A 25,775-nucleotide genomic window follows, 5' to 3' on the forward strand; every position below is an offset into this window, starting at 1 on the left:
ATAAAAATGGAAGCGGTTACTTAACAAGGAGAACCCTATGGGAAAAGATTATTGGAATCGCAAAAGTATCTATAGCATCCGTAAATTTACGGTCGGAACGTGCTCGGTACTTATCGGGACTTGCTCTATTTTATTTGGAGCAAATCTAGCTAGTGCAAGTACTGTATCTGCGGATGAAACTCCAGTCGCTGTTGCTACAGAAAAAGTGGAGAAAGAAACTCCTAAAGAGGAAGCTGTAGATTCAAAAGCTTCTGAACAACCTGTAACAACAGAAACTGTTAACAGTGAAGCAGTAGAAACTAATCATGAAGTAGAGAAAAAAGTGGAAGCCCCAACTACTGAGACTACTCCTGAGAAAAAAGAAACCTCTGATGTAGAAAAGCAAGCTCCAGCTGTGACTCAGGATCAATCTGCTCAAACAGAAAAACCAGAGCTCAAACCTGCAACTAATGATGAGGTAAAACAGTTGATTGAGGATAGAAAAGAAGAATTCAACCAAAACTGGCATTTCAAGCTCAATGCCAATGCTAAAGATGCAGTCAAGCCAGATGCCGATGTTTCTAGTTGGAAGAAATTAGACCTTCCTCATGACTGGAGTATCTACAATGACTTTGACCATGACTCACCTGCCCAAAACGAAGGTGGGCAACTCAATGGTGGTGATGCTTGGTATCGTAAGACTTTTAAACTCGATGAAGAAGACCTCAATAAGAATGTTCGTATCACATTTGATGGGGTTTACATGGATTCTCAGGTTTATGTAAATGGTCAGCTTGTTGGTCACTATCCAAATGGTTACAACCAATTCTCATATGACATCACTGACTATCTCCATAAAGACGGTCGCGAGAATGTCGTAGCAGTGCATGCCATCAACAAACAACCAAGTAGCCGTTGGTACTCAGGAAGTGGGATTTACCGTGATGTTACCCTTCAAGTCACAGATAAGGTCCATACTGAGAAAAATGGAACAACTATCTTAACACCAGATCTTGAAAAACAACAGAATGGCAAGGTTGATACTCATGTAACAAGTAAGATTGTCAATACTGATGATAAAGATCATGAAATTCTTGCTGAGTATCAAATCATTGAACGTAATGGTCAAGCTGTAACGGATCTAGTTCGTACCGCTAGTCAAGTATTGAAAGCTCATCAATCAGCCAGCTTGAATGCTATTTTACAAGTTGATAAACCAAAACTTTGGACAGTTAATAGCGACAAACCAGCTCTTTACGAATTGGTGACACGTGTTTATCGTGATGGTCAATTGGTCGATGCTAAAAAAGATTTGTTTGGTTACCGTTACTACAACTGGACACCAAATGAAGGCTTCTCTTTGAATGGTGAACGCATTAAATTCCATGGGGTTTCTCTTCACCATGACCATGGAGCTCTTGGAGCTGAAGAAAACTATAAGGCAGAATACCGTCGTCTGAAACAAATGAAGGATATGGGTGTAAACTCTATCCGTACAACTCACAACCCAGCTAGTGAGCAAACTTTACAAATCGCTGCTGAGCTTGGTTTGTTGGTCCAAGAAGAAGCCTTCGATACTTGGTATGGTGGTAAGAAACAGTATGACTACGGTCGCTTCTTTGATAAAGATGCTACTCACCCAGATGCTAAGAAAGGTGAAAAATGGTCTGATTTTGACCTTCGTACCATGGTTGAGCGAGGAAAGAACAACCCTGCTATCGTTATGTGGTCTATCGGTAATGAAATCGGTGAAGCAGACGGAAAACCTCGTTCTCTAGCAACTGTTAAACGCTTGGTTCAAGTTATTAAGGCTGTTGATAAGACACGCTATGTCACTATGGGAGCAGATAAGTTCCGCTTTGGTGATGGTAGTGGTGACCATGAAAAGATTGCCAATGAACTTGATGCCGTTGGATTTAACTATTCAGAAGACAACTACAAGAAACTTCGTGCGAAACATCCAAATTGGTTGATTTACGGTTCTGAAACTTCCTCAGCTACTCGTACACGTGGAAGTTATTTCCGTCCAGAACGTGAATTGGTCCACAGCAATCAGGCTTACCGTCATTACGAGCAATCAGACTACGGTAATGACCGTGTTGGTTGGGGTAAAACAGCTACAGCATCTTGGACTTTTGACCGTGACAATGCAGGTTACGCAGGTCAGTTCATCTGGACAGGTACGGACTATATCGGTGAACCTACTCCATGGCACAACCAAAACCAAACTCCAGTTAAGAGTTCTTACTTTGGTATCGTAGATACAGCTGGTATTCCAAAGAATGATTACTACTTGTACCAAAGCCAATGGGTTTCTGCTCAGAAGAAACCAATGGTTCACTTGCTTCCTCACTGGAACTGGGAAAATCCTACTCTAAAAGCGAATGTAGCGGATGCAGATGGTAATATTCCAGTCCGTGCCTATTCTAACGCTGTAAGTGTAGAACTATTCTTGAATGGTAATACTCTAGGCAAGAAGACATTTACTAAAAAACAAACAAGTGATGGACGCACTTACCAAGAAGGTGCCAACGCTAATGAACTTTACCTTGAATGGAAGGTTGCTTTTGAACCAGGTACATTAGAAGCAGTAGCTCGTGACGAAGCTGGTAATATCGTTGCTCGTGATAAGATTGTGACTGCTGGAGAACCTGCAGGGGTTCGTTTGGTCAAAGAAGACCATGCTATCGCAGCTGACGGAAAAGACCTCACTTATATCTATTACGAAATTGTTGACAGTAAAGGTAACGTAGTTCCTACAGCCAATAATCTTGTTCGCTTCCAGTTGCATGGACAAGGTCAAATTGTCGGTGTGGATAACGGGGAACAAGCCAGCCGTGAACGTTACAAAGAACAAGCAGATGGTTCATGGATTCGCAAAGCCTTTAATGGTAAGGGTGTTGTGATTGTCAAATCAACTGAGCAAGCAGGTAAATTCACCTTGACTGCCCACTCTGATTTCTTGAAATCTGGTCAAACAACTATCTTCACAGGTAAGAAAGACCAAGAGGAAAAAACTGTTTTAGGTACAGAGGTTCCTAAAGTTCGTACAGTAATCGGTCAAGCAGCGAAAATGCCTTTAAAAGTAGGATTTATCTACAGTGATGGTAGTCGTGCAAAACTTCCAGTAGAATGGTCCGCAGTTGATGTCAACCAACCTGGTATTTTTACTGTTAAAGGTGTGGCAGAAGGAAGAGATGTAGAAGCGCGTGTTGAAGTCTTGGCACTCGAAGCAGAATTACCTGTAGTTAAGAGAATTGCACCAAGTACAGATCTGAGTACGGTTGATCCATCTGTTAGCTATGTATTGTCAGATGGTACTCTAGGAAGCTATGACGTTGATAGGTGGGAAGTTGCAGCTGAAGATCAAGCTAAATTAACTATCCCAGGCTCTCGTATTCAAGCCAAAGGAATTTCAGGTGATGATGAAATCGCTGCGACCTTTGTAGTCGCAGAAGGTCAAGCGGCTTCACCAGTAGTACCGACTGTAACTGTTGCAGACCAGCCTGTAGAAGGGCTCTCAACTGACCAACCGGTTCTATACCATAAACTTGCTTATGGAACTGCTTTACCTGAAGTTAAAGCTTTAGCTGAAAATGCGCAAGTTACTGTTATTCAAGCTAACGAAGCAAATGGTATGCGTGCTAGTATTTATGTTCAACCAAATGATGGTGGAGCACTTCAGACTTATGCTATCCAATTCTTACAAGAAGCTCCTCAGATTGAACGTTTAAGCCTAGAAGTTGAAAATGCAGACGCACTGAAAGAAGACCAAACAGTTGGTATCAAAGTCTTGGCTCATTATCAAGATGGAACTCAGGCCGTATTAAAAGCTGACAAGGTAACCTTCTCAACATCAGGTGAAGGAGACGTAGCTGTTCGTAAAGGTATGCTTGAATTGCATAAACCTGGTCAAGTAACTTTGAAAGCTCAATTTGAAGGAGCAGAAGGTCAGATTGACTTGAACATTCAGGCAAATACTGAAAATAAAGTTGTCCAGGCCATTCGTCCAGTAAGTGTCGTGACAGGTTTGAACCAAGAACCAAGTCTACCTGATACAGTAACGGTAGAGTACGATAAAGGTTTTCCAAAAGTTCACAAGGTAACTTGGCAAGCAGTTGCTAAGGAAGACCTTGCTAAATACCACAGCTTTGATGTTCTAGGTAAAGTAGAAGGAATTGAAAACGAAGCTCATGCTAAAGTTTCTGTAGAAGGTATCATTGCAGTCGAAGAAGTGACTACAACAACTCCAGTTTCAGAAGCTCCTCAATTACCAGAAAGTGTTCGTACTTACCACTCAAACGGCCAAGTATCTTCAGCTAAAGTGACTTGGGATGCTATTGATCCAAGCCAGTATGCACAAGAAGGTAGCTTTACAGTGACAGGGCATGTAGAAGGGACTCAGTTACCAACAAAACTTCATGTTCGTGTATCTACTCAGACAGAAACTGGTGCAAACATTTCTGATCAGTGGACAGGTTCAGAGTTACCACTTGCCTTTGCATCAGACTCAAATCCAAGTGACTCAGTAGCCAATGTCAATGACAAACTAATCTCATTTAATGATCAACCAGCTAACCGTTGGACAAACTGGAACCGTACAAGTGAAGCATCAGTGGGAATCCTCTTTGGTGATTCTGGTATCCTGTCTAAACGTTCGGTTGACAATCTCAATGTTGCCTTCCACGAAGACCACGGTGTTGGTGCACCTAAGTCTTATGTCATCGAATACTATGTAGGAAAAGATGTTCCAACAGTTCCTAAAAATCCAAGCTTTGTAGCTAGTGAAGACCACGTCTTTAACGATGACAATAACTGGAAACAAGTGACAAATCTTAAAGCTCCAAATCAAGTGAGAGCTGGAGAAATGACTCACTTTAGCTTTGATAAAGTCAATACCTATGCGGTTCGTATCCGTATGGTTCGACCAGATGGTAAATGGGGTACTTCCATTACAGAAATTCAAATCTTCTCTAAACAAGTAGCTGCAGCTAAGAAAGCTCAAGCTCAAATTCAAGTAGATGGAAAAGATTTGCCAAACTTTAACCCTGGCTTGACTGACTATTATCTAGAAGCTAAAGAAGGCCAAGCACCAACTGTAACAGCAAGTGTATCAGATAATGGTATTGCTACAGTGATTCCAAGCGTTCGTGAAGGGGATCCAGTTCGTGTTGTCGTTAAGGCTGAAAACGGAGATATTCTAGGTGAATACCGTCTCCACTTTACAAATGATAAAGACTTGCTAGCAAGTAAACCTGTTGTTGCTGTGAAATCATCACGCTTAGTTGCTAAGGGGCAAAACCTAGACTTACCAGCCAAAGTTCCTGTTTACTTCACAGGTAAAGATGGCTATGAAGTCAAAGACTTGGCAGTTGAATGGGATGAAGTTCCAGCTGAGAATCTAGCGAATGCAGGTGAATTTAAAGTTCGTGGTCGCGTTTTAGGTACTGATTTAACTACCGAAGTAGCAGTGCGTGTGACTGATAAACTCGGTGAAAACCTATCAGACAACCCAGACTTCGATGACGATAGCAACCGTTCATTTGCTTCTGCAACTAACGATATTGATCCAAACTCTCATGACCGTGTGGACTATGTTAACGATGGTTCTGATGATGAAACCCGTCGTTGGACCAACTGGTCTCCAACTCCATCTGATAATCCAGAAGTTTCAGTAGGGGTTATCTTTAGAGAAGCTGGCAAGATTGTTGAACGTACAGTTGCTGAAGGAAGCATTCGATTCTTCTCAGACGGTGGTACAGATGCACCTTCTAAACTAGTCTTAGAGCGCTATGTGGGACCAGAATTTGATTCACCAGAATACTACTCTAACTACCAACCATACGATCCAGAACATCCATTTAACACTCCTTCTAACTGGGAGAAAGTTGAATACCGTGCGGATCAAGAGATTCAAGCAGGTACAGATATCCATGTAACCTTTGCCCCAGTTAAAGCTAAGGCTATGAGATGGCGCATGGATAGAAAAGCTGATACTAAGGGTGTAGCTATTACAGAAATGGCCTTCATTGCTCCAAGTGAGGAACCTAAGGATAGTACAGCTGCAAAACTTCTTGTGGATGGTAAAGAGATTGCTGACTTCTCTGAAGATCGTGTGGATTACCAAGTAACCTACAGTGGCAATCGTCCTCAAGTAACAGTTGAAGCTGGAGAAAACGTAGCAGCAACTATTGTTGATAGTGGTGATGATAAACTTCCAGTCTTGATTCATCTTGTTTCAGAAAGTGGTAAACATATTAAGGAATACCGCATTCAATTGACTAAGGCAGATGCTGAAAGCGCCAAGACAGAACCAGCTGTACACGAAGTTCCAGAGTTCACAGGCGGTGTGAATGGAGAAGAACCAGCAGTTCACGAAATTCCAGAATACACTGGAGGCGTGAATGGAGAAGAAGCAGCAGTTCACGAAATTCCAGAGTTCACAGGCGGTGTGAATGGAGTTGAAGCAGCAGTTCACGAAGTACCAGAACATACTGGAGGCGTGAATGGAGAAGAACCAGCTATACATGAAGTTCCAGAATTCAAGGGTGGGGTTAATGCTGTTGAAGCAGCTGTTCATGAAGTTCCAGAGTACATTGAAGAAAATGAAGCAGCTGATAAAATCCAACCACCAGTAGTAGAAGTCCCAGAATTTACAGGTGGAGTAAATGGTGTCGAAGCAGCTGTTCATGAAGTTCCAGAGTACACTGAAGCTATTGGCACAGCAGGTGACGAAGCAGCTCCAGTAGTAGAAGTCCCAGAATTCAAGGGTGGCGTTAACGCAGTCGAAGCAGCAGTTCATGAAGTTCCGGAATACACTGGTGGTGTGAATGCAGTCGAAGCAGCGGTTAACGATGTGCCAGAGTACAAAGGTGGTGCCAATGCAGTCGAAGCAGCGGTGAACGAAGTCCCAGAATATACTGGTGGCGTGAACGCAGCCGAAGCAGCGGTCAATGAAGTACCGGAGTACAAAGATGAGCAGTCGATTGTAGCCCTTGCTATGTCACAAGACAAGACTTATCAGGCACCTGCAAGCCGTCAACATATTCTCCCTGAAACAGGTACTAAGGAAAATGCAACCCTTGCAACAGCAGGTGTAGTGGGAGCGCTTCTTGGTCTCTTTGCAATGGGAAGGAAGAAAGACGAAGAATAAAATAATCTGACAGTATTTAGATTATAGAGATTGGACAAGAAAACAATCTCAACTATAAAAAGTGGACAAACTAGTTTCAAGAAATAGAACTAGATTTTGTCCGCTTTTTTATGTTTTATATTTAGGGCTTAACTTTCTTTCTATTATTAAAAGAGTTATAATAAGGGTGAAATAAGGGGTAGGAAAGGAGGAGATAAGATGTCCTATATTGAAATGAAACATAGCTATAAGAGGTATCATACTGGAGATACAGAAATCATAGCCAATCGAGATGTCAACTTCGAGATTGAAAAGGGAGAACTGGTCATTATCCTTGGTTCATCTGGAGCAGGAAAGTCAACCGTTTTAAATATTCTAGGTGGAATGGATACTAATGATGAAGGACAAGTCTGGATTGATGGGACTAACATTTCTGACTATACCTCTCATCAGAGAACCAACTATCGTAGAAATGACGTTGGTTTTGTCTTTCAGTTTTATAACTTGGTTGCTAACTTGACTGCCAAGGAAAATGTCGAGTTGGCATCAGAAATTGTCTCAGATGCCTTAGACCCTGAGCAAGTTCTAAAGGACGTAGGTCTAGGCCATCGTCTCAATAATTTTCCAGCTCAGCTATCAGGTGGTGAACAACAACGGGTAGCAATAGCTCGAGCTGTGGCTAAAAATCCCAAAATTCTCCTCTGTGATGAGCCAACGGGAGCTTTGGACTACCAGACTGGTAAGCAGGTTCTGAAGATTCTTCAAGATATGTCACGTAAAAAAGGGGCTACCGTTATCATCGTGACCCATAATGCTTCTCTAGCTCCTATAGCTGATCGCGTGATTCAGATGCATGATGCCAGTGTCAAGAGCGTTGTTATCAATCCTCAACCACAGGATATTGATGATTTGGAGTACTGATATGAAAAGGAAGATATATTGGAAAGATCTGCTCCAGTCTTTCACAGGTTCAAAAGGGCGATTTCTATCCATCCTAACTTTGATGATGTTAGGTTCTTTGGCCCTAGTCGGTCTCAAAGTGGCCAGTCCCAATATGGAGCGAACAGCTTGGATTTTTCTAAAAAATACCAATGCGGCAGATGTGACCGTCATAGGAGATTATGGGCTTGATCAGGCAGACCAGGCAGAATTGCAAACTCTATCAGGAGCAGATGTCGAGTTTGGTTATATGACAGATTTGACTCTGGCAAATAGTGAAGATGCCATACGAATCTTTTCAAATACTGATAAGATTTCAAAATTTCAAGTAACCCAAGGACAATTGCCTGAAAAAGAAGATGAATTGGCCTTGGCGGATTTTTGGAAAGATCGCTATCAGATTGGTCAAGTTATTCATCTGAGCCAAAAGAATGCTAGCAATTCTCAGTTGAAGCGAGATAGTTATACTATTACAGGCTTTATCCACTCTCCAGATATTTTTTCAAAGACGGATATGGGGAGTTCAGCCAGTGGTAATGGGAACTTAGCAGCCTATGGAGTTGTAACAAAAGATAACTTTAAGAGCTCTGTTTACACGATTGCCCGCCTGCGTTTTAACAGTCTGACAGATGTCAATCCTTTTTCCGTTGATTATGAGAAAAAGCTGGAGGAAGAAGAAGCGACTCTCAAGGAACTAGTTGCTGATAATGGTCAAGCTCGACTAGAGAAAATGAAGAAAGACGCTCAAAAATCACTTGATGAAGGAAAGAAGCAACTGGACGAGGCAGAGACCAACCTGGTAGCTGGCAAGAAACGTCTACAGGAAACCGATACTCAGCTTCAAGGTCAAGAGGTACAGTTAAGCCAATTTCCAGAACCACAGCAGAGCCAAATTTCGAGCCAGATAGAACAAGCTAAAGAACAACTGAAACAAGAAAAGGAAAAACTAAGTCAAGCTGAGACAGATTTTGCTAAGGAAAAGGCTAAATGGCAGGCCAGTCAGGATGAAGTAAACGCTCTAGCAGAGCCAACCTATCATGTCTACAATCGAAAAAGTTCTCCAACTGGTCAAGGCTATCTTATGTATAGTAACTCAGCCATGAGTATTCGTGCCGTGGGAAATATCTTTCCAGTTGTTCTCTATGCCGTCGCAGCTATGGTTACCTTTACGACTATGACACGTTTTGTGGATGAGGAAAGGACCAATGCAGGGATTTTCAAAGCTCTAGGCTACCATAGCAAGGACATCATTGCTAAGTTTGTGATTTATGGTCTAGTTGCTGGAACGCTTGGAACTCTTCTAGGAATTCTAATTGGCCATTATGTTTTAGCACCCACAATCTCGCATATCATCACCGAGCGTATGATTGTTGGTGAGAATCAGCAGTATTTCTACTGGACCTATAGTTGCTTAGCTCTGGGGGTGAGCTTAGTAGCTAGTGTCCTACCTGCCTACCTTGTATCTCGTAGAGAATTACATGAAGAAGCCGCACAATTATTATTACCTAAGCCTCCAGTCAAAGGTTCTAAAATTCTCCTAGAACGCATCACATTTATCTGGTCTCGTTTGAGCTTTACCCAAAAGGTTACTGCCCGCAATATTTTCCGTTACAAACAACGCATGCTGATGACCATATTTGGAGTTGCAGGTTCAGTAGCCCTCCTCTTTGCAGGACTTGGTATTCAATCCTCTGTGGTAGGAGTTGCTGATAGGCAGTTTAAGGATCTGCAACAATATCAGATGATTCTCTCTGTCAATTCTCGAGCTTCAGATTCTGATAAGGCCAAACTAGAAGAAAAATTGCAGAGTGATGAAGTTGAAAACTATCGTTTAATTTCTTTCAAACAGGTTGAGGAAAAGTATACAGGCAAGGCTGGAGTTCAAACTGTGACTATCATGGTAACGGATAAGGATGACCTGGCTCCCTTTGTTCAATTAGAAAAAAATGGTGAAAAACTGGACTTATCAGATGGAGTTATCCTGACAGAAAAATTAGCCCAGTTGGCAGGTGTTTCAGTTGGTGATAACTTTACAATCGATGGGAAAACCTTAAAAGTTGGCGCTATTACCGAGCACTATGTAGGTCACTTTGTCTATATGAATCAAAAGACCTATGAAGCCATTTATGGGCAAGCAGCCAAGATGAATACTTATCTTGTCCAACTCAAGGATAAAAGTGAAGGCAATACTGAAAGAGTTGCGGGAGAATTTATGGAGCTAGCTACTGTCAATGGCCTCGTTCAAAACGCCTCCACCATTCAGCTCTTTGAAAGTTTTGCTAATTCTCTGAATCATACCATGGCGATTTTGGTGCTGGTATCGGTGCTACTAGCTATTGTGATTCTCTATAATTTGACCAATATCAATGTTGCTGAACGAATTCGTGAACTCTCAACCATCAAGGTTCTTGGTTTTCATAACAAAGAAGTGACCCTTTACATCTATCGGGAAACCATCATATTGTCACTAATTGGAATGATTGTAGGATTGGTATCAGGCTTTTATCTCCATCAATTTCTCATTCAGATGATCGCACCCGGTACCTTCCGTTTTCAACCGAAGGTCGGCTGGGAAGTTTATCTCATTCCAGTTCTAGCTGTCAGTGTCATTTTGACCATCCTAGGAGTTTTTGTCAATCATTATCTCCGAAAGGTTGATATGTTAGAAGCCCTCAAGTCGGTAGAATAGGTTTTTTATAACAAAAAACAAATAAGAAAGCCCTTTGTGGCTTTTTTATTTTCATAAAAATGGTAAAATAGTAAGAGTAGAAATGGAGTTCTAGATATGAAACGAATTGATCAATTTGAAAATAAGAAAGTATTAGTCCTAGGTTTAGCCAAATCAGGTGAGTCTGCAGCTCGTCTCTTGGACAAGTTGGGTGCCATTGTAACGGTTAATGATGGCAAGCCTTTTGAGGAAAATCCAGCAGCACAAAGTCTTTTGGAAGATGGTATCAAGGTTGTAACTGGTGGTCATCCCTTGGAATTGTTGGATGAAGATTTTGCCCTCATGGTGAAAAACCCTGGTATTCCTTATAGCAATCCTATGATTGAAAAAGCTCTAGAAAAAGGCATTCCAGTTTTGACTGAGGTTGAGTTGGCCTACTTGATTTCTGAAGCACCAATCATCGGTATTACAGGTTCAAACGGTAAGACAACGACCACAACCATGATTGGTGAAGTTCTGACTGCTGCAGGACAAAATGGACTCTTATCAGGTAACATCGGTTATCCTGCAAGTCAAGTGGCCCAAACTGCGACAGATAAGGACACCCTTGTCATGGAACTTTCTTCTTTCCAATTAATGGGAATCCAGGAATTCCATCCTGAAATTGCTGTTATCACCAACCTGATGCCAACACATATTGACTATCACGGTTCTTTTGAAGCCTATGTGGCAGCCAAGTGGAATATCCAAAGCAATATGACAGTAGCTGATTACCTAGTATTGAACTTCAACCAGGAATTAGCTAAAGAACTTGCGGCAAAGACAAATGCGACTGTGGTTCCATTCTCAACACTTGAAAAGGTTGACGGAGCTTATCTTGAAGATGGTCTTCTCTACTTCCGTGGTGAAAAAGTCATGGCAGCTGATGAAATCGGTGTTCCAGGTAGCCACAATGTTGAAAATGCTCTTGCAACCATTGCCGTTTGTAAACTGCGTGGCGTTGATAATGAAACCATCAAGGAAACCTTGTCAGCCTTTGGTGGAGTCAAACACCGTCTCCAGTTTGTAGACCAAATCAATGGCGTTAAATTCTACAACGATAGCAAGTCAACCAATATCTTGGCGACTCAAAAAGCCTTGTCAGGATTTGATAATAGAAAGGTTATCTTGATTGCTGGTGGGTTGGACCGTGGCAATGAGTTTGACGAATTGGTTCCTGATATTACTGGACTTAAGAAAATGGTCATCCTCGGTCAATCTGCAGAACGTGTCAAACGTGCAGCGGATAAGGCTGGTGTGCCTTATGTTGACGCGACTGATATTGCAGATGCAACTCGCAAGGCTTCGGAACTTTCGGAAGAGGGAGATGTTGTTCTCCTCAGTCCTGCCAATGCGAGCTGGGATATGTATGCTAACTTTGAAGTACGTGGAGATCTTTTCATCGACACTGTAGCGGAGTTAAAGGGATAATATGAAAAAAATTGTATTTACTGGTGGGGGAACGGTTGGACACGTTACCCTCAACCTTTTGTTAATGCCTAAGTTCATCGAAGATGGCTGGGAAGTCCACTATATTGGTGATAAAAATGGGATTGAGCATCATGAAATTCTCAAGTCAGGTTTAGATGTTACCTTCCATTCGATTGCTACAGGGAAACTACGCCGTTATTTCTCATTGCAAAATATGGTTGACGTCTTTAAGGTTGCTTTTGGAATTCTTCAATCGCTCTTTATCATGCTTCGAGTTCGTCCACAAGCCCTCTTTTCTAAGGGTGGATTTGTATCTGTTCCGCCTGTTATCGCAGCGCGAGTATGTAGAGTAACAGTCTTCATCCACGAGTCTGATCTCTCTATGGGATTGGCCAATAAAATTGCCTATAAGTTTGCGACTAAGATGTACTCTACTTTCGAGCAAGCGTCTAGTCTCACTAAGGTAGAACATGTAGGAGCTGTGACCAAGGTTTCTGGTGCAGTTATGGAAGAACCTGAAGAAATGGTGGATATCCGAACTTCTTTCAACGACAAGTTACCAACTCTTCTCTTTGTTGGAGGTTCTGCTGGTGCGCGAGTCTTTAACCAACTAGTAACAGACCATAAGGAAGAGCTGACTAGTCGCTATAATATCATCAACCTGACAGGTGATGCTAGTTTAAATGAACTAAGTTCAAATCTCTACCGTGTTGACTATGCGACGGAACTCTATCAACCACTCATGAATATGGCTGATGTGGTCATCACTCGTGGTGGTGCCAATACGATTTTTGAACTCCTTGCTATGGCTAAATTGCACGTCATTGTGCCACTGGGTCGTGAAGCCAGCCGCGGAGACCAGATTGAAAATGCAGCCTATTTTGTGAAGAAAGGCTATGCTGAGGAGTTGCAAGAGAGCGATTTGAATTTGTCAACTTTAGAAGAAAAAGTAAATCTACTCTTGACCAACAAAGAGATTTACCAAAACAAGATGAAGAATTCTCAGGAATTAAAATCTGTGGCAGATTTTTATGAGCTACTCAAAAAAGATTTATCATAAGGAAAATTGATGTCAAAGGATAAAAAGAACCAGCACACTCAAGGCAAGGAATTGTCAGAGTGGCAAAAACGAAATCAAGAATATCTTCAAAAAAAAGCTGAAGAAGAGGCGAAACGTGCCGAAGAAGAAGCTCGTGAAAAAGAAGAACAAGTATCAGAGTCTTCTGAAAGCGCTCAAGAAGCGTCAGAATGGCAAAAACAACACCAGGAGTATTTGAGCCAAAGAACGGAAGAAAACTCTATGAGTTCTGAAGAAGTGGATGAAGAATCCGAAAAATCTGAAGAGAAGGATTCGGATACTAGCGGTGAGACTTCAAATGAAGAGAAAGATTCGGAGGAAACTCCTCAAGAAGACTCTAAGAGTCAGGATCAAGTAGAGAAAGAAAAAGCTGACGAAAAGGTTAAGAAACAGAAAAAGGTAAAAACCAAGAGTAAACCTCCAAAACCGGCCATTCCTTCTATACATATCTGGCGAGCAGTTACGATCCTCGTCCCAAGTTTTATAATCTTATTCTTGTCCATTTATCTTCTAAGTCCTCTAGCTACAATAAAACATATTGAGGTTACGGGTAACGTTCAGACAAGTGCAGACCAAGTCGAAGAAGCGTCTGGCATTCGTGACAGTGACTATACAATCAGCTTGCTCTTAAATAAAGATAAGCATGCGGAAATGGTCAAATCAAATCACTGGATTGAATCCGCTAAGATAACTTATCAATTTCCAGTTCACTTCACCATTGAAGTGAAGGAATTTGAGATTGTAGCCTACTCTGTTTCTGGAGATAGCTATTACCCAATATTATCTAGTGGAAGTATTGAATCAACAGCTGTTAATGCTGATAACTTACCTGAGAAATACATATCTGTTTTGTTTAACGATGAGGAACAGATTAAAACCTTAATTTCTCAGCTAAATGAAGTTAGTCCAGAAATTAAGCAAGAGATTGAGAAGATTGAACTTGCACCAAGTAAGGTAACAAGTGACCTTCTAAAGATTACCATGTATGACACAGACGAGATTTTGGTGCCATTATCAGAACTAGGGAAGAAGTTACCTTACTATAGTAAGATAAAACCACAGTTGACAGTTCCTAGCGGTATTGACATGGAGGTCGGTATCTATAGCTATAGTCTAGTGGATAAGGCTCTGGATGACGAAAGAGTCAAAGCCAAAGAAGAGGAAAAGAAGAAGCAGGAAGAAGAGAAGAAAAAACAAGCTGAGCAAGGAAATCAAGATCAAACAACACAGACGACTCAAACAACACAGAGTCGCTAAATTTCAGATGATTCGTTCAGTTACTGGTTTTTACTTGACAAGTACCGCTTTAAATAATAGAATAGTAAAAAACCTTTAAAGCAGTCCAGAGAGGCAGCTAAGGTTAGACGGTGAAAGGGTGGAGACTACCCATTTTTCGTGGAACCTTGCTGTAGGCAGGTTCCTTTTTTCATGCTCTCTAGCTAACAAAGGTAAAAGGAGAAAAGTATGCGCGAAGCTCGTCCAGTCATTGCTCTTGATTTTCCACGTTTTGAGGCAGTCAAGCAATTTTTAGCTCTTTTTCCAGCAGGAGAGAGCCTCTATCTAAAGGTAGGTATGGAACTCTATTATGCTACAGGGCCTGAGATTGTTTCTTATCTAAAAGGTTTGGGACATAGTGTCTTTCTGGATCTCAAACTCCATGATATTCCAAATACGGTCAAATCAGCCATGAAGGTCTTGTCTCATCTGGGCGTTGATATGACCAATGTTCATGCAGCAGGTGGCGTTGAGATGATGAAGGCTGCGCGTGAAGGCCTTGGGAAAGAAGCCAAATTGATTGCTGTCACTCAGTTAACTTCAACCTCTGAGGAGCAAATGAGAGAGTTTCAAAATATTCAAACCAGTCTTCAAGAATCGGTTATTCACTATGCCAAGAAAACTGCTGAAGCAGGTTTAGATGGAGTGGTTTGTTCAGCTCAAGAAGTCAAGCTTATCAAAGAAGCAACAAGCAAAGATTTTATCTGCCTGACACCCGGCATTCGTCCATCAGGCGCTGCAGTAGGAGATCAAAAACGTGTCATGACACCAGCAGATGCCTATCATATTGGTAGTGACTATATCGTTGTCGGACGCCCAATCACTCAAGCCCCTGATCCAGTAGCAGCTTATCACGCTATCAAGGATGAATGGACACAAGACTGGAAATGAGAATAAAGTAAAAAATACAAAGGAGAATCCCATGACACTTGCTAAAGACATTGCTAGCCATCTATTGAAAATTCAAGCCGTATACCTCAAACCAGAAGAGCCCTTCACTTGGGCATCAGGCATTAAGTCACCGATTTATACGGATAATCGTGTGACGCTTGCATATCCAGAGACACGTACCTTAATTGAGAATGGTTTTGTAGAAGCCATCAAGGCAGAATTCCCAGAGGTAGAAGTGATTGCAGGAACAGCGACTGCAGGTATCCCACACGGTGCCATTATAGCTGACAAGATGAACCTGCCATTTGCTTACATCCGTAGCAAACCAAAAGACCATGGGGCTGGAAACCAAATCGAAGGCCGTGTAGCTCAAGGACAAAAGATGGTCGTTGTGGAAGATTTGATTTCAACAGGGGGATCAGTTCTCGAAGCTGTAGCTGCAGCAAAACGTGAAGGTGCAGACGTATTAGGTGTCGTAGCAATTTTTAGCTATCAATTACCAAAAGCAGATAAAAACTTTGCGGATGCTGGTGTCAAACTAGTGACTCTTTCAAACTACAGCGAGCTCATCCACCTAGCCCAAGAAGAAGGCTACATCACACCAGAAGGACTTGACCTCTTAAAACGCTTTAAAGAAGACCAAGAAAATTGGCAAAATGCTTAAGGTATATAAAAATCAGGTAACCCTTAGGGTTACCTGATTTCTTTTTGTTACATTTATTAGATGTTAGTCAACTTTTCCACCTTCAACAACCAGGTCATCTGCTTTAGCCGCATCACCGTATGTTGGGTGAAGTGTTTTTTCATAGGCCTTGTGGAAGAAGTTTTCTTTACCTAATTTTTCGATTTCTTGGTTGATGTAGTCAAGCAGTTCTTGATTACCTTTTTGAACTGCGGGTGCAATGGTATCTGGGTTACCTAGAGAAGAAATTCCTACCTCATATCCTTTATTTTCAAGCGCCCAAGCTAGAACTTCAGTATTGTCAGTAGAGAAGGCATCTCCACGTCCATCAAGAAGGGCTTGGTAGGCATCGCTATATTGATCGTATTTTTGGAGTTTTACTTCTGGGTGATTTTTCTCAAAGTAAGTTTCAGCAGTAGTTCCTTTTGTAACGATTAAGGTTTTGCCTTCAAGTTCTTTAACGTCCTTGATGACTTTATCTTTTGGTGACACAACACCGAGAGAAACTTTCATGTAAGGAAGGGCAAAGTCAACTTGTTTCTTACGTTCGTCAGTAACTGTAAAGTTAGCCAGGGTGATATCAACCTTGTTTGAAATCAAGTATTCAGCACGGTTGGCAGCATCGACAGAAACGTATTTGACCTTTACACCAAGGTCTTGTGCTAATTGGTTACCTAGTTCGATGTCATAACCTTGGTAAGAACCGTCGTTGTCAACATAACCAAATGGTTTTTTGTCTCCAAATACCGCGATTCGAAGTTCACCACTTTTCTTAATTTCATCAATAGTACGAGCTTTGGCAGTTGCCTTTGTAGATGAAGCATCAGAGCTTCCACCTGAACTACAAGCTGTGACGAAGATAAGCGCAAATGCTAGAGCAAAAACAGTTAGAATTGGTTTAAGTAGTTTCATAATAATCTCCTTTATTGATTATAGATATGAGCCAAACTGGCTAAAGTCAAAGACGTTTAAAAATTCTTGTGCTCGTTTCGTTTGTGGATTTGTGAAGAATTCTTGAGCAGTTCCTTCTTCAGCAATCTTCCCCTGGTCAAGGAAGATAATGCGATCCGCAATTGCTTGGGCAAACTGCATTTCATGGGTTACCAGTATCATGGTACGCCCTTCTTGTGCCAAGTCATTGATAAGCTCCAGGACCTCACGTACCATTTCTGGATCCAGTGAAGCAGTTACTTCGTCAAAGAGGATAATTTCTGGATGCATGAGAAGGGCACGAACAATGGCTACCCGTTGCTTTTGTCCTCCTGATAATTGACGAGCGAAGCTATGTTTTTTGTCTAGAAGTCCGACACGTTCCAGTAGTTGCAGAGCTTCTTCCGTTACTTCTTTTTTGTCTCTCCCCTGAGCCTTGATAGGCCCTAGGATGAGGTTTTGGAGGACATCTAGGTGAGGAAAGAGTTCATAACTTTGAAAGACCATACCGATCTTTTGGCGAACCAGGTGAAAATCTTTTTTATTTTCAACGATGGACTGACCATCAAGCAGGATATCTCCTCCTTGAATACTTTCTAAGCCATTGAGGCAACGAAGTAGCGTACTTTTACCACAACCAGATGGTCCTAGGATGACGACGACTTCTCCCTTTTTAATATCTAGGGAAAGTCCTTGGAGGATGGGATTGTCTCCGAAGGATTTTTTGAGTTCCTTGATTTCTAAAATAGTTTCAGACATTTAGTTCCTCCAATGTTTTTCTAGATGAGTAGATAGTTTGGAAATAGGGAAGCAAACTGCGAAATACAAGACTAGGATGGTTCCATATATCCAAAAGGAAGCGGTTGGGATGGTTAAGCGATTGCTATCAATGATTTGTTGTCCAACCTTGGTAACCTCAACAACTCCAATCAAAACAACCAAGGAAGTCGTTTTGATCATACGAGTGACAAGATTGATGGCTTGCGGTAGAAGCCTTCTCAAAACTTGAGGGATAATGATATGGTAGTAGAGTTGTACTTTAGTTAATCCAAGCGCTTGTCCGCTCTCAAACTGATGTTTAGGGAGGGAAGTGATAGCGCCACGAACCAAGTCACCCATCTCAGCTGTTCCCCAGAGGGTGAAAACGATAATAGCAGAAGTTTCCCCAGAGATATTGATGTTAAAGTTTCGAGCTAAGCCAAAGTAAACGATAAAAAGGAGCACTAGCTGCGGCATAATCCGGATAAATTCTAGATATAAGCGTGTCAATAAGCGAATCACTCTAGAATGAGAGGTCATGATAATTCCCATAACCGTTCCGAAAATCATGGATAAGAAAACAGACAGGATAGAAATCCCAATTGTGACTCCCAATCCCTGTAAAATTCTCAGGAGATTATTTCCCTGAAAGAGTACTTGCATTCCCGAATCATGCATGACGGAGCCTCCTTTCTATCCAACTAAAGACTAGTGAAATAGGTAGAAGCATGATAAGGTAAGCAACCACCAACATAGCTAGTGCGATATCTGTTTCATAGTAGAGTCCAATCAAATCCTTAGCAACATACATTAGGTCAGCAAGGGCGACTGCCGAAAAGACAGATGTTTCTTTGATGAGGAAAATAACATTTGCGCTAAAGGATGGTAGAGCCACTGCAGTCGCTTGTGGAAGAATCACGTAGCGAAAGACCTGAAAAGGTGTAAGCCCAATGGCTAAACCAATTTCATGCTGGGTTTGACTGACGGCTTCTAGCCCGCTTCGGAAGGATTCTGCCATGTAGGAACCACCTAAGAAAATGAGTCCAACCGTTGCACAGACTTCTGAAGAGAGAACAATTCCTATTCGAGGTAGACCGAAGTAGAGAAAGAAAAGTTGTATCAAAAGGGGTGTATTTCGTGACAATTCTATATAGGCTGTAGCCAGTTGGGAGAAAACAGGAACTCGATAATGTCGGATGACGCTGACGATGAGCCCCAGCAAAAAAGAACCTAGAATTCCCCAGACTGCAATATGCAAGGTCAGAAAAAAAGCCTTTTGATAGAGTGGTAGATATTGTTCAACAATGGACCAATCCAAAAGTAGAACCTCCTATCTAGGAAAATAATACAGTTATTGTAGCATTAAAATAGAGCTTTGAATAATATGTATTTTTTATCACAATGATAGACAAAATCTATTGGAAAGGAAAATTTTAAAATTTTTAGGAAATTTAGTTGACAAATGTAGATTTTAAGAGTATACTGATAATTGTAATTGACAAATGTAGATTTTGGAGGTATGCTGATGCAGATTTCGGATGCAGAATGGCAGGTCATGAAGATTATCTGGATGCAGGGAGAACAGACTAGTACTGATCTCATCAAAGTATTAGAGAAAAGGTTTAGCTGGTCTAAGTCCACGATTCAGACACTCTTGGCTCGTTTGGTGGAGAAGGAATGTTTGACTCGGGAAAAACAGGGCAAGTCCTTTATCTATTCAGCCCTGTTGACACAGGAAGATAGCAAGAAGTTACTTGTCCAGGATATCAAAGACAAGGTTTGTTCCCGCAGGATCAAGCAGTTACTTGCTGATTTGATCAAAGAATGTGACTTTACCCTAGCTGACTTGGAAGGCTTGGAAGAAGTGATTTCAAAGAAAAAAGCAAGTGCTGTAACAGAAGTAAAATGTAATTGTATGTAAAGGAGACGCTATGTTAAATCTATTTGTATCTATTATTGTTCTAGGAATGATTGCTTTTATCCTCTTTTGGTTTTTCAAAAAACCGCAAGAAGATGCTAAGAGAGCCCAGCAAAAAAATGGCTATCAGGAAATCCGTGTGGAGGTCATGGGGGGCTACACTCCAGGTACCATTATCCTCAAAAAATCGCAACCTGCTCGTATTATTTTTGATAGAAAAGACCCTTCACCTTGCTTGGATCAAATCGTTTTTCCAGACTTTGGAGTGCATGCAGATCTGCCTATGGGAGACCAATATGTGGTTGAAATCACACCTGAAGAAGCAGGTGAGTATGGTTTCTCTTGTGGCATGAATATGATGCACGGTAAGATGATTGTAGAATAGGAGAATGATATGACTGAAATTGTAAAAGCAAGCCTTGAAAATGGCGTTCAAAAAATCCGTATCACGGCAGACAAAGGCTACCATCCAGCCCACATTCAACTGCAAAAAGGGATTCCTGCTGAGATTACCTTTCATCGTGTGACACCTTCAAACTGTTATAAAGAGATTCTCTTCGAAGAAGAAGGGATTCTAGAACCAATCGCTCAAGACGAGGAAAAAGTCATTCGCTTTACTCCTCAATACTTGGGCGAGCATGAATTTTCATGCGGCATGAAGATGCAAAAGGGGACCTACACCGTTGTTGAAAAAACTAAAAAGTCTCTCAGTCTTTTTCAGCGTTTTTGGATTACTAGTATCTTTACTGTGCCTCTTGTGATTCTCATGATTGGGATGTCTACAGGAGGAATTAGTCACCAAGTCATGCGTTGGGGCACCTTTTTAGCCACAACACCCATTATGCTGGTAGCTGGAGTTCCATATATCAGAAGCGCCTGGGCTAGTTTTAAAAAGCACAATTCCAACATGGATACCTTGGTTGCTCTGGGAACCCTAGTGGCCTATTTCTATAGCTTAGTTGCCCTCTTCACTGGTCTGCCCGTTTACTTTGAAAGTGCTGCATTTATCCTCTTCTTCATTCTTTTGGGAGCAGTTTTTGAGGAAAAAATGCGAAAAAATACTTCGCAGGCAGTCGAAAAATTATTAGACCTACAAGCAAAAACAGCAGAGGTTTTGCGTGATGATGTTTATGTTCAAATCCCTCTAGAACAAGTCAAAGTTGGGGATCTCATTCGCGTTCGACCAGGTGAAAAAATTGCCGTTGATGGTACTGTGTTAGAAGGTGAAACGAGTATTGATGAATCAATGGTGACTGGGGAAAGTATTCCAGTCGATAAATCAGTTGGAGATGCTGTTATTGGGTCAACTATCAATAATAGTGGTACGATCATCTTTAGAGCTGAAAAAGTGGGCTCTGAGACTATGCTGGCTCAGATTGTGGACTTTGTGAAAAAAGCGCAAACGAGTCGTGCTCCTATTCAAGATTTGACAGATAAGATTTCAGGGATTTTTGTACCAGCAGTTGTCATTTTAGGACTTCTTACTTTTTGGATCTGGTTTGTTTTCCTAGGAGAAAGCTTTGTGACGTCGCTCCTCTATGGAGTTGCTGTTTTGATTATTGCCTGTCCTTGTGCACTAGGACTCGCGACACCGACAGCACTCATGGTTGGAACAGGACGAAGTGCCAAGATGGGGATTCTTCTCAAAAATGGTACAGTTTTACAGGAAATCCAAAAAGTCCAAACAGTTGTTTTTGATAAGACAGGAACCTTGACCGAAGGGAAGCCAGTAGTGACAGATGTTATTGGTGATGAAAGAGAAGTGCTAAGTTTGGCTGCTTCACTGGAAGATGTATCTCAACACCCGCTAGCTCAAGCTATTGTTAATCGTGCATCTGAACTAGGAATTAGCCTTTACCCTGTTGAAAACTTCCAAGCCTTACATGGAAAAGGTGTGACTGGGGATATTAATGGTAAACAAGTCTTGCTTGGGAATGCCAAACTTTTAGATGATCTTGCTATTCCACATGATTATCAAGAACGATTTGATTTGCTTGAGAAAGAAGCAAAAACAGTTGTCTTCCTATCCGTGGATGGTCAGTTAAAAGGCTTAATTGCCTTGCAGGATGTCCCTAAGGAAAATGCTCGAGAAGCTATTGCCAAATTGAAAAAACGTGGCCTTAGAACGGTCATGCTTACTGGAGATAATGCTGGAGTAGCCCATGCGATTGCAGAGCAAATTGGAATCGAAGAAGTGATTGCAAATGTCTTGCCAGAGGAAAAGGCACATGAAATTCACAAACTTCAAAAGAATGGCAAATTGGCCTTTGTTGGAGATGGTATCAATGATGCGCCGGCCCTCAGTGTAGCGGATGTCGGAATTGCCATGGGCTCTGGGACAGATATTGCCATTGAATCAGCAGATCTTGTCCTTACAACCAATAATTTACTAGGATTGGCACGTGCTTTTGATATGAGTAAGAAGACCTTTAATCGTATTCTACTCAATCTTTTCTGGGCTTCTATCTATAACCTCATTGGTATTCCGATTGCAGCAGGAGTGTTTTCTGGTCTTGGTTTGGTACTCAATCCAGAACTTGCAGGATTGGCCATGGCCTTTAGTTCAGTATCTGTTTTAATCAGCTCTCTTATGCTTAATTTTACTAAAGTCGATTAATACTCTTCGAAAATCTCTTCAAACCACGTCAGCTTTATCTGCAACCTCAAAGCTGTGCTTTGAGCAACCTGCGGCTAGCTTCCTAGTTTGCTCTTTGATTTTCATTGAGTATAAAAAGGCGGTCTTAACCGCTTTTTTCTATTCTAAAACAGATTTTCAAAACGCTTCCAAACTGTACTGTAATAGAGAATGAAAGTTTCTGAGCACATTCTTATGAATCTGAAATCAAATGTGATAAATTAGGATTGTAAATTTACTGAATCGTTTTCAAATAACATATAAAAGCGTTTTTTGTAAATATATGAAATTATTTTGAAGGAGAGTTATCATTATGACTCAAGGGAAAATTACTGCATCTGCAGCAATGCTCAACGTATTGAAAACATGGGGCGTAGACACTATCTACGGTATCCCATCAGGAACACTCAGCTCATTGATGGACGCTTTGGCTGAAGACAAAGATATCCGTTTCTTGCAAGTTCGTCACGAAGAAACAGGTGCTCTTGCAGCGGTTATGCAAGCTAAATTTGGCGGATCTATCGGTGTTGCAGTTGGTTCAGGTGGACCTGGTGCAACTCACTTGATCAACGGTGTTTACGATGCAGCTATGGATAACACTCCATTCCTTGCTATCCTTGGATCACGTCCAGTTAACGAATTGAACATGGATGCCTTCCAAGAGCTTAACCAAAACCCAATGTACAACGGTATCGCTGTTTACAACAAACGTGTAGCTTACGCAGAGCAATTGCCAAAAGTGATTGACGAAGCTTGCCGTGCTGCCGTTTCTAAAAAAGGTCCAGCTGTCGTTGAAATTCCAGTAAACTTTGGTTTCCAAGAAATCGACGAAAACTCATACTACGGTTCAGGTTCATACGAGCGTTCATTCATCGCTCCTGCTTTGAACGAAGTTGAAATCGACAAAGCTGTTGAAATTTTGAACAACGCTGAACGTCCAGTTATCTACGCTGGTTACGGTGGTGTTAAAGCTGGTGAAGTAATCACTGAATTGTCACGTAAAATCAAAGCACCAATCATCACAACTGGTAAAAACTTCGAAGCGTTCGAATGGAACTACGAAGGTTTGACAGGTTCTGCTTACCGTGTTGGTTGGAAACCAGCTAACGAAGTGGTCTTTGAAGCAGACACAGTTCTTTTCCTTGGTTCAAACTTCCCATTTGCTGAAGTTTACGAAGCATTCAAAAACACTGAAAAATTCATCCAAGTGGATATCGACCCTTACAAACTTGGTAAACGTCACGCCCTTGACGCTTCAATCCTTGGTGATGCAGGTCAAGCAGCTAAAGCTATCCTTGATAAAGTAAACCCAGTTGAGTCTACTCCATGGTGGCGTGCAAACGTGAAGAACAACCAAAACTGGCGCGATTACATGAACAAACTCGAAGGTAAAACTGAGGGTGAATTGCAATTGTATCAAGTTTACAATGCAATCAACAAACATGCTGATCAAGACGCTATCTACTCAATCGACGTAGGTGACACTACTCAAACATCTACTCGTCACCTTCACATGACACCTAAGAACATGTGGCGTACATCTCCACTCTTTGCGACAATGGGTATTGCCCTTCCTGGTGGTATCGCTGCTAAGAAAGACAATCCAAATCGCCAAGTATGGAACATCATGGGTGACGGTGCATTCAACATGTGCTACCCAGACGTTATCACAAACGTTCAATACGACCTTCCAGTTATCAACGTTGTCTTCTCAAATGGTAAATATGCCTTCATCAAGGACAAATACGAAGACACAAACAAACACTTGTTTGGTTGTGACTTCCCTAATGCTGACTATGCGAAAATCGCTGAAGCGCAAGGTGCTGTAGGATTTACAGTTGACCGTATCGAAGACATCGATGCAGTTGTTGCAGAAGCTGTTAAACTCAACAAAGAAGGTAAGACAGTTGTGATCGATGCTCACATCACTCCACATCGTCCACTTCCAGTAGAAGTACTTGAGTTGGATCCAAAACAACACTCAGAAGAAGCAATCAAAGCCTTCAAGGAAAAATACGAAGCAGAAGAACTCGTACCATTCCGCCTCTTCTTGGAAGAAGAAGGATTGCAATCACGCGCAATTAAATAATTTCTCTCGTCGAAAATCAAATTTTAAATTTGTAGAATTTATTCTTTGATTTTCATAGAGTGAAACTTAAAAAGATCGGAGCAATCCGGTCTTTTTCTGGAGGATAGTTAATGAATTTAAATCAATTGGATATTATCGTTTCAGATGTTCCCCAAGTCTGTGCTGACCTGGAGCGTATTTTGGACAAAAAAGCCGATTATGTTGATGATGGTTTTGCTCAGTTCACGATTGGCAGTCACTGCCTCATGTTCTCCCGAAATCATTTAATTCCTTTGGAAGATTTTCAGTCAGGCATCATTCTTCACATCGAGGTTGAGGATCTAAATCAGAATTATCAACGATTAAAAGAGATTGGTGTCGAGATTTTACACGGTCCTTGTGAAACGGATTGGGGGACAGAGTCCTTATTAGTTAAAGGGCCTGCCGGTCTAGTGATTGATTTTTATCGTATGAAATAAGGCGCGTAGTCATTTGAAGTTAACCTTAGCTATTTTTAAAACAGAAATTGAGAACATAAACTATTAAAAGATCGGAGCAATCCGGTCTTTTTCTTGTCTTTTCTGTTAAATTTGTTAAAATAGCTTCATAACAATGTTTTAAGGAGAAAAATATGCCAACAACTTTCTTTCTATTAATTGGCTTAATGATTTTAGGATTTGCTGCCTTCACCTATTTTATGTTTTCCTATTTTATATTTAGTAATTATAGCAATGCCAAGAGGTGTACCGAAAGAACGGAAGGAGTTATTATCCGATATTCCTATGCTCTTTATAATGGGATTAGTCTCCCAGTTGTTGAATACACTGTTGATGGAAACCAATACAAGGTCGTAGGGCCTAAATTTCTATCTGCTATTTCAAATACAATCAGTACTCCCTTAGGTTCAATCGTATCTGATGTAAAAACGGATAATTTTGAAAATGGTGAAATTCCACAAGTTTTAAGATACAAAGTTAAGGGGAATAGTTTTTTGTCTTTTACAAAATCTCCACTTAAGGAACGCTTTCCAATTGGTGGAAAAGTTGCTGTTTATTATGATCCTAAAAAACCAAAACATTCCTATGTAGAAAGACCATTAAGACCTGGGCGGTATGCATGGTTGGCAAAATGTTTTATCTATCTCAATGTTTTTATTATGGTTGCTCTAGCTTTCTTTATCATGTTCATTCTTCCAAATCTTATGAAATAATAGTTTCTTGTAGATTTATCAAAAGTATGAAATCCATATCGTTACTATTTTTACAAAATCTTCTCCCTACTTTATAAGATAAGAAAAAGAGTTCAATCAGAACTCTTTTTTTGCTATAATGAAGGGAGAAAAATCAGACAG

General features: G+C 41.2%; 18 protein-coding genes. 14 read left to right on the top strand and 4 right to left on the bottom strand.

All coding sequences use genetic code 11. The features are described from left to right. The first annotated feature begins 37 nt into the window (after positions 1-37). From QM923_RS06265 to pyrE, 8 genes are all read left to right on the top strand, one after another. Positions 38-7,132, top strand: a complete 7,095-nt coding sequence (locus tag QM923_RS06265) for an SIALI-17 repeat-containing surface protein (protein WP_414291255.1) — start codon at positions 38-40, stop codon at positions 7,130-7,132. Positions 7,133-7,330: 198 nt separating this feature from the next. Continuing rightward, on the top strand, positions 7,331-8,032 hold the full coding sequence (locus QM923_RS06270; protein ID WP_414291256.1) for an ABC transporter ATP-binding protein: 702 nt from the start codon (positions 7,331-7,333) through the stop codon (positions 8,030-8,032). 1 nt (position 8,033) lies between these two features. After that, positions 8,034-10,739, top strand: a complete 2,706-nt coding sequence (locus tag QM923_RS06275; protein ID WP_414291257.1) for an ABC transporter permease — start codon at positions 8,034-8,036, stop codon at positions 10,737-10,739. A gap of 96 nt (positions 10,740-10,835) precedes the next feature. Next, entirely contained in the window at positions 10,836-12,188 is a 1,353-nt protein-coding gene (murD, locus tag QM923_RS06280) for a UDP-N-acetylmuramoyl-L-alanine--D-glutamate ligase (protein ID WP_414291258.1), read from the top strand. A gap of 1 nt (position 12,189) precedes the next feature. After that, positions 12,190-13,248 (top strand): UDP-N-acetylglucosamine--N-acetylmuramyl-(pentapeptide) pyrophosphoryl-undecaprenol N-acetylglucosamine transferase, encoded by a 1,059-nt coding sequence (locus QM923_RS06285; protein ID WP_414291259.1) that lies wholly within the window; start codon positions 12,190-12,192, stop codon positions 13,246-13,248. A gap of 9 nt (positions 13,249-13,257) precedes the next feature. Then, positions 13,258-14,523 (top strand): cell division protein FtsQ/DivIB, encoded by a 1,266-nt coding sequence (locus tag QM923_RS06290; protein ID WP_414291260.1) that lies wholly within the window; start codon positions 13,258-13,260, stop codon positions 14,521-14,523. A gap of 207 nt (positions 14,524-14,730) precedes the next feature. Continuing rightward, a complete protein-coding gene (gene pyrF / locus QM923_RS06295) occupies positions 14,731-15,432 on the top strand; it encodes an orotidine-5'-phosphate decarboxylase (RefSeq protein WP_414291261.1) in 702 nt (233 codons plus the stop codon). 31 nt (positions 15,433-15,463) lie between these two features. Next, entirely contained in the window at positions 15,464-16,096 is a 633-nt protein-coding gene (pyrE, locus tag QM923_RS06300; protein WP_036755409.1) for an orotate phosphoribosyltransferase, read from the top strand. 63 nt (positions 16,097-16,159) lie between these two features. Here the strand turns inward: pyrE and QM923_RS06305 are convergent, their stop codons facing one another. Genes QM923_RS06305 through QM923_RS06320 form a run of 4 tightly spaced genes read right to left on the bottom strand, consistent with a single transcriptional unit; the run spans position 16,160 to position 19,121 of the window. Beyond that, positions 16,160-17,026 (bottom strand): cysteine ABC transporter substrate-binding protein, encoded by an 867-nt coding sequence (locus QM923_RS06305; protein WP_004252332.1) that lies wholly within the window; start codon positions 17,024-17,026, stop codon positions 16,160-16,162. Positions 17,027-17,044: 18 nt separating this feature from the next. Continuing rightward, positions 17,045-17,803 (bottom strand): amino acid ABC transporter ATP-binding protein, encoded by a 759-nt coding sequence (locus QM923_RS06310; RefSeq protein WP_004252334.1) that lies wholly within the window; start codon positions 17,801-17,803, stop codon positions 17,045-17,047. Then, positions 17,804-18,481 (bottom strand): amino acid ABC transporter permease, encoded by a 678-nt coding sequence (locus tag QM923_RS06315; protein ID WP_414291262.1) that lies wholly within the window; start codon positions 18,479-18,481, stop codon positions 17,804-17,806. Next, a complete protein-coding gene (locus tag QM923_RS06320) occupies positions 18,474-19,121 on the bottom strand; it encodes an amino acid ABC transporter permease (protein WP_414291263.1) in 648 nt (215 codons plus the stop codon). The genes QM923_RS06315 and QM923_RS06320 overlap by 8 nt, the downstream gene beginning before the upstream one ends. 207 nt (positions 19,122-19,328) lie before the next feature. Here QM923_RS06320 and QM923_RS06325 point away from each other — a divergent pair, with 207 nt between their 5' ends. From QM923_RS06325 to QM923_RS06350, 6 genes are all read left to right on the top strand, one after another. Continuing rightward, entirely contained in the window at positions 19,329-19,724 is a 396-nt protein-coding gene (locus QM923_RS06325; protein WP_414291264.1) for a CopY/TcrY family copper transport repressor, read from the top strand. Between the two features lie 10 nt (positions 19,725-19,734). After that, the gene (locus QM923_RS06330; RefSeq protein WP_049549376.1) at positions 19,735-20,106 is read left to right on the top strand and encodes a cupredoxin domain-containing protein; all 372 of its coding nucleotides are present in this window, start codon (positions 19,735-19,737) and stop codon (positions 20,104-20,106) included. Between the two features lie 9 nt (positions 20,107-20,115). After that, on the top strand, positions 20,116-22,338 hold the full coding sequence (locus QM923_RS06335; protein WP_414291265.1) for a heavy metal translocating P-type ATPase: 2,223 nt from the start codon (positions 20,116-20,118) through the stop codon (positions 22,336-22,338). A gap of 331 nt (positions 22,339-22,669) precedes the next feature. Next, positions 22,670-24,445, top strand: a complete 1,776-nt coding sequence (gene spxB, locus QM923_RS06340; protein WP_281137907.1) for a pyruvate oxidase — start codon at positions 22,670-22,672, stop codon at positions 24,443-24,445. Positions 24,446-24,555: 110 nt separating this feature from the next. Then, entirely contained in the window at positions 24,556-24,903 is a 348-nt protein-coding gene (locus tag QM923_RS06345) for a VOC family protein (protein ID WP_414291266.1), read from the top strand. Positions 24,904-25,055: 152 nt separating this feature from the next. After that, positions 25,056-25,634, top strand: a complete 579-nt coding sequence (locus tag QM923_RS06350) for a DUF3592 domain-containing protein (protein WP_414291267.1) — start codon at positions 25,056-25,058, stop codon at positions 25,632-25,634. Positions 25,635-25,775 lie beyond the last annotated feature (141 nt).

It is taken from the genome of Streptococcus infantis (assembly GCF_047463275.1).
GTDB classification, from domain to species: domain Bacteria; phylum Bacillota; class Bacilli; order Lactobacillales; family Streptococcaceae; genus Streptococcus; species Streptococcus infantis_AF.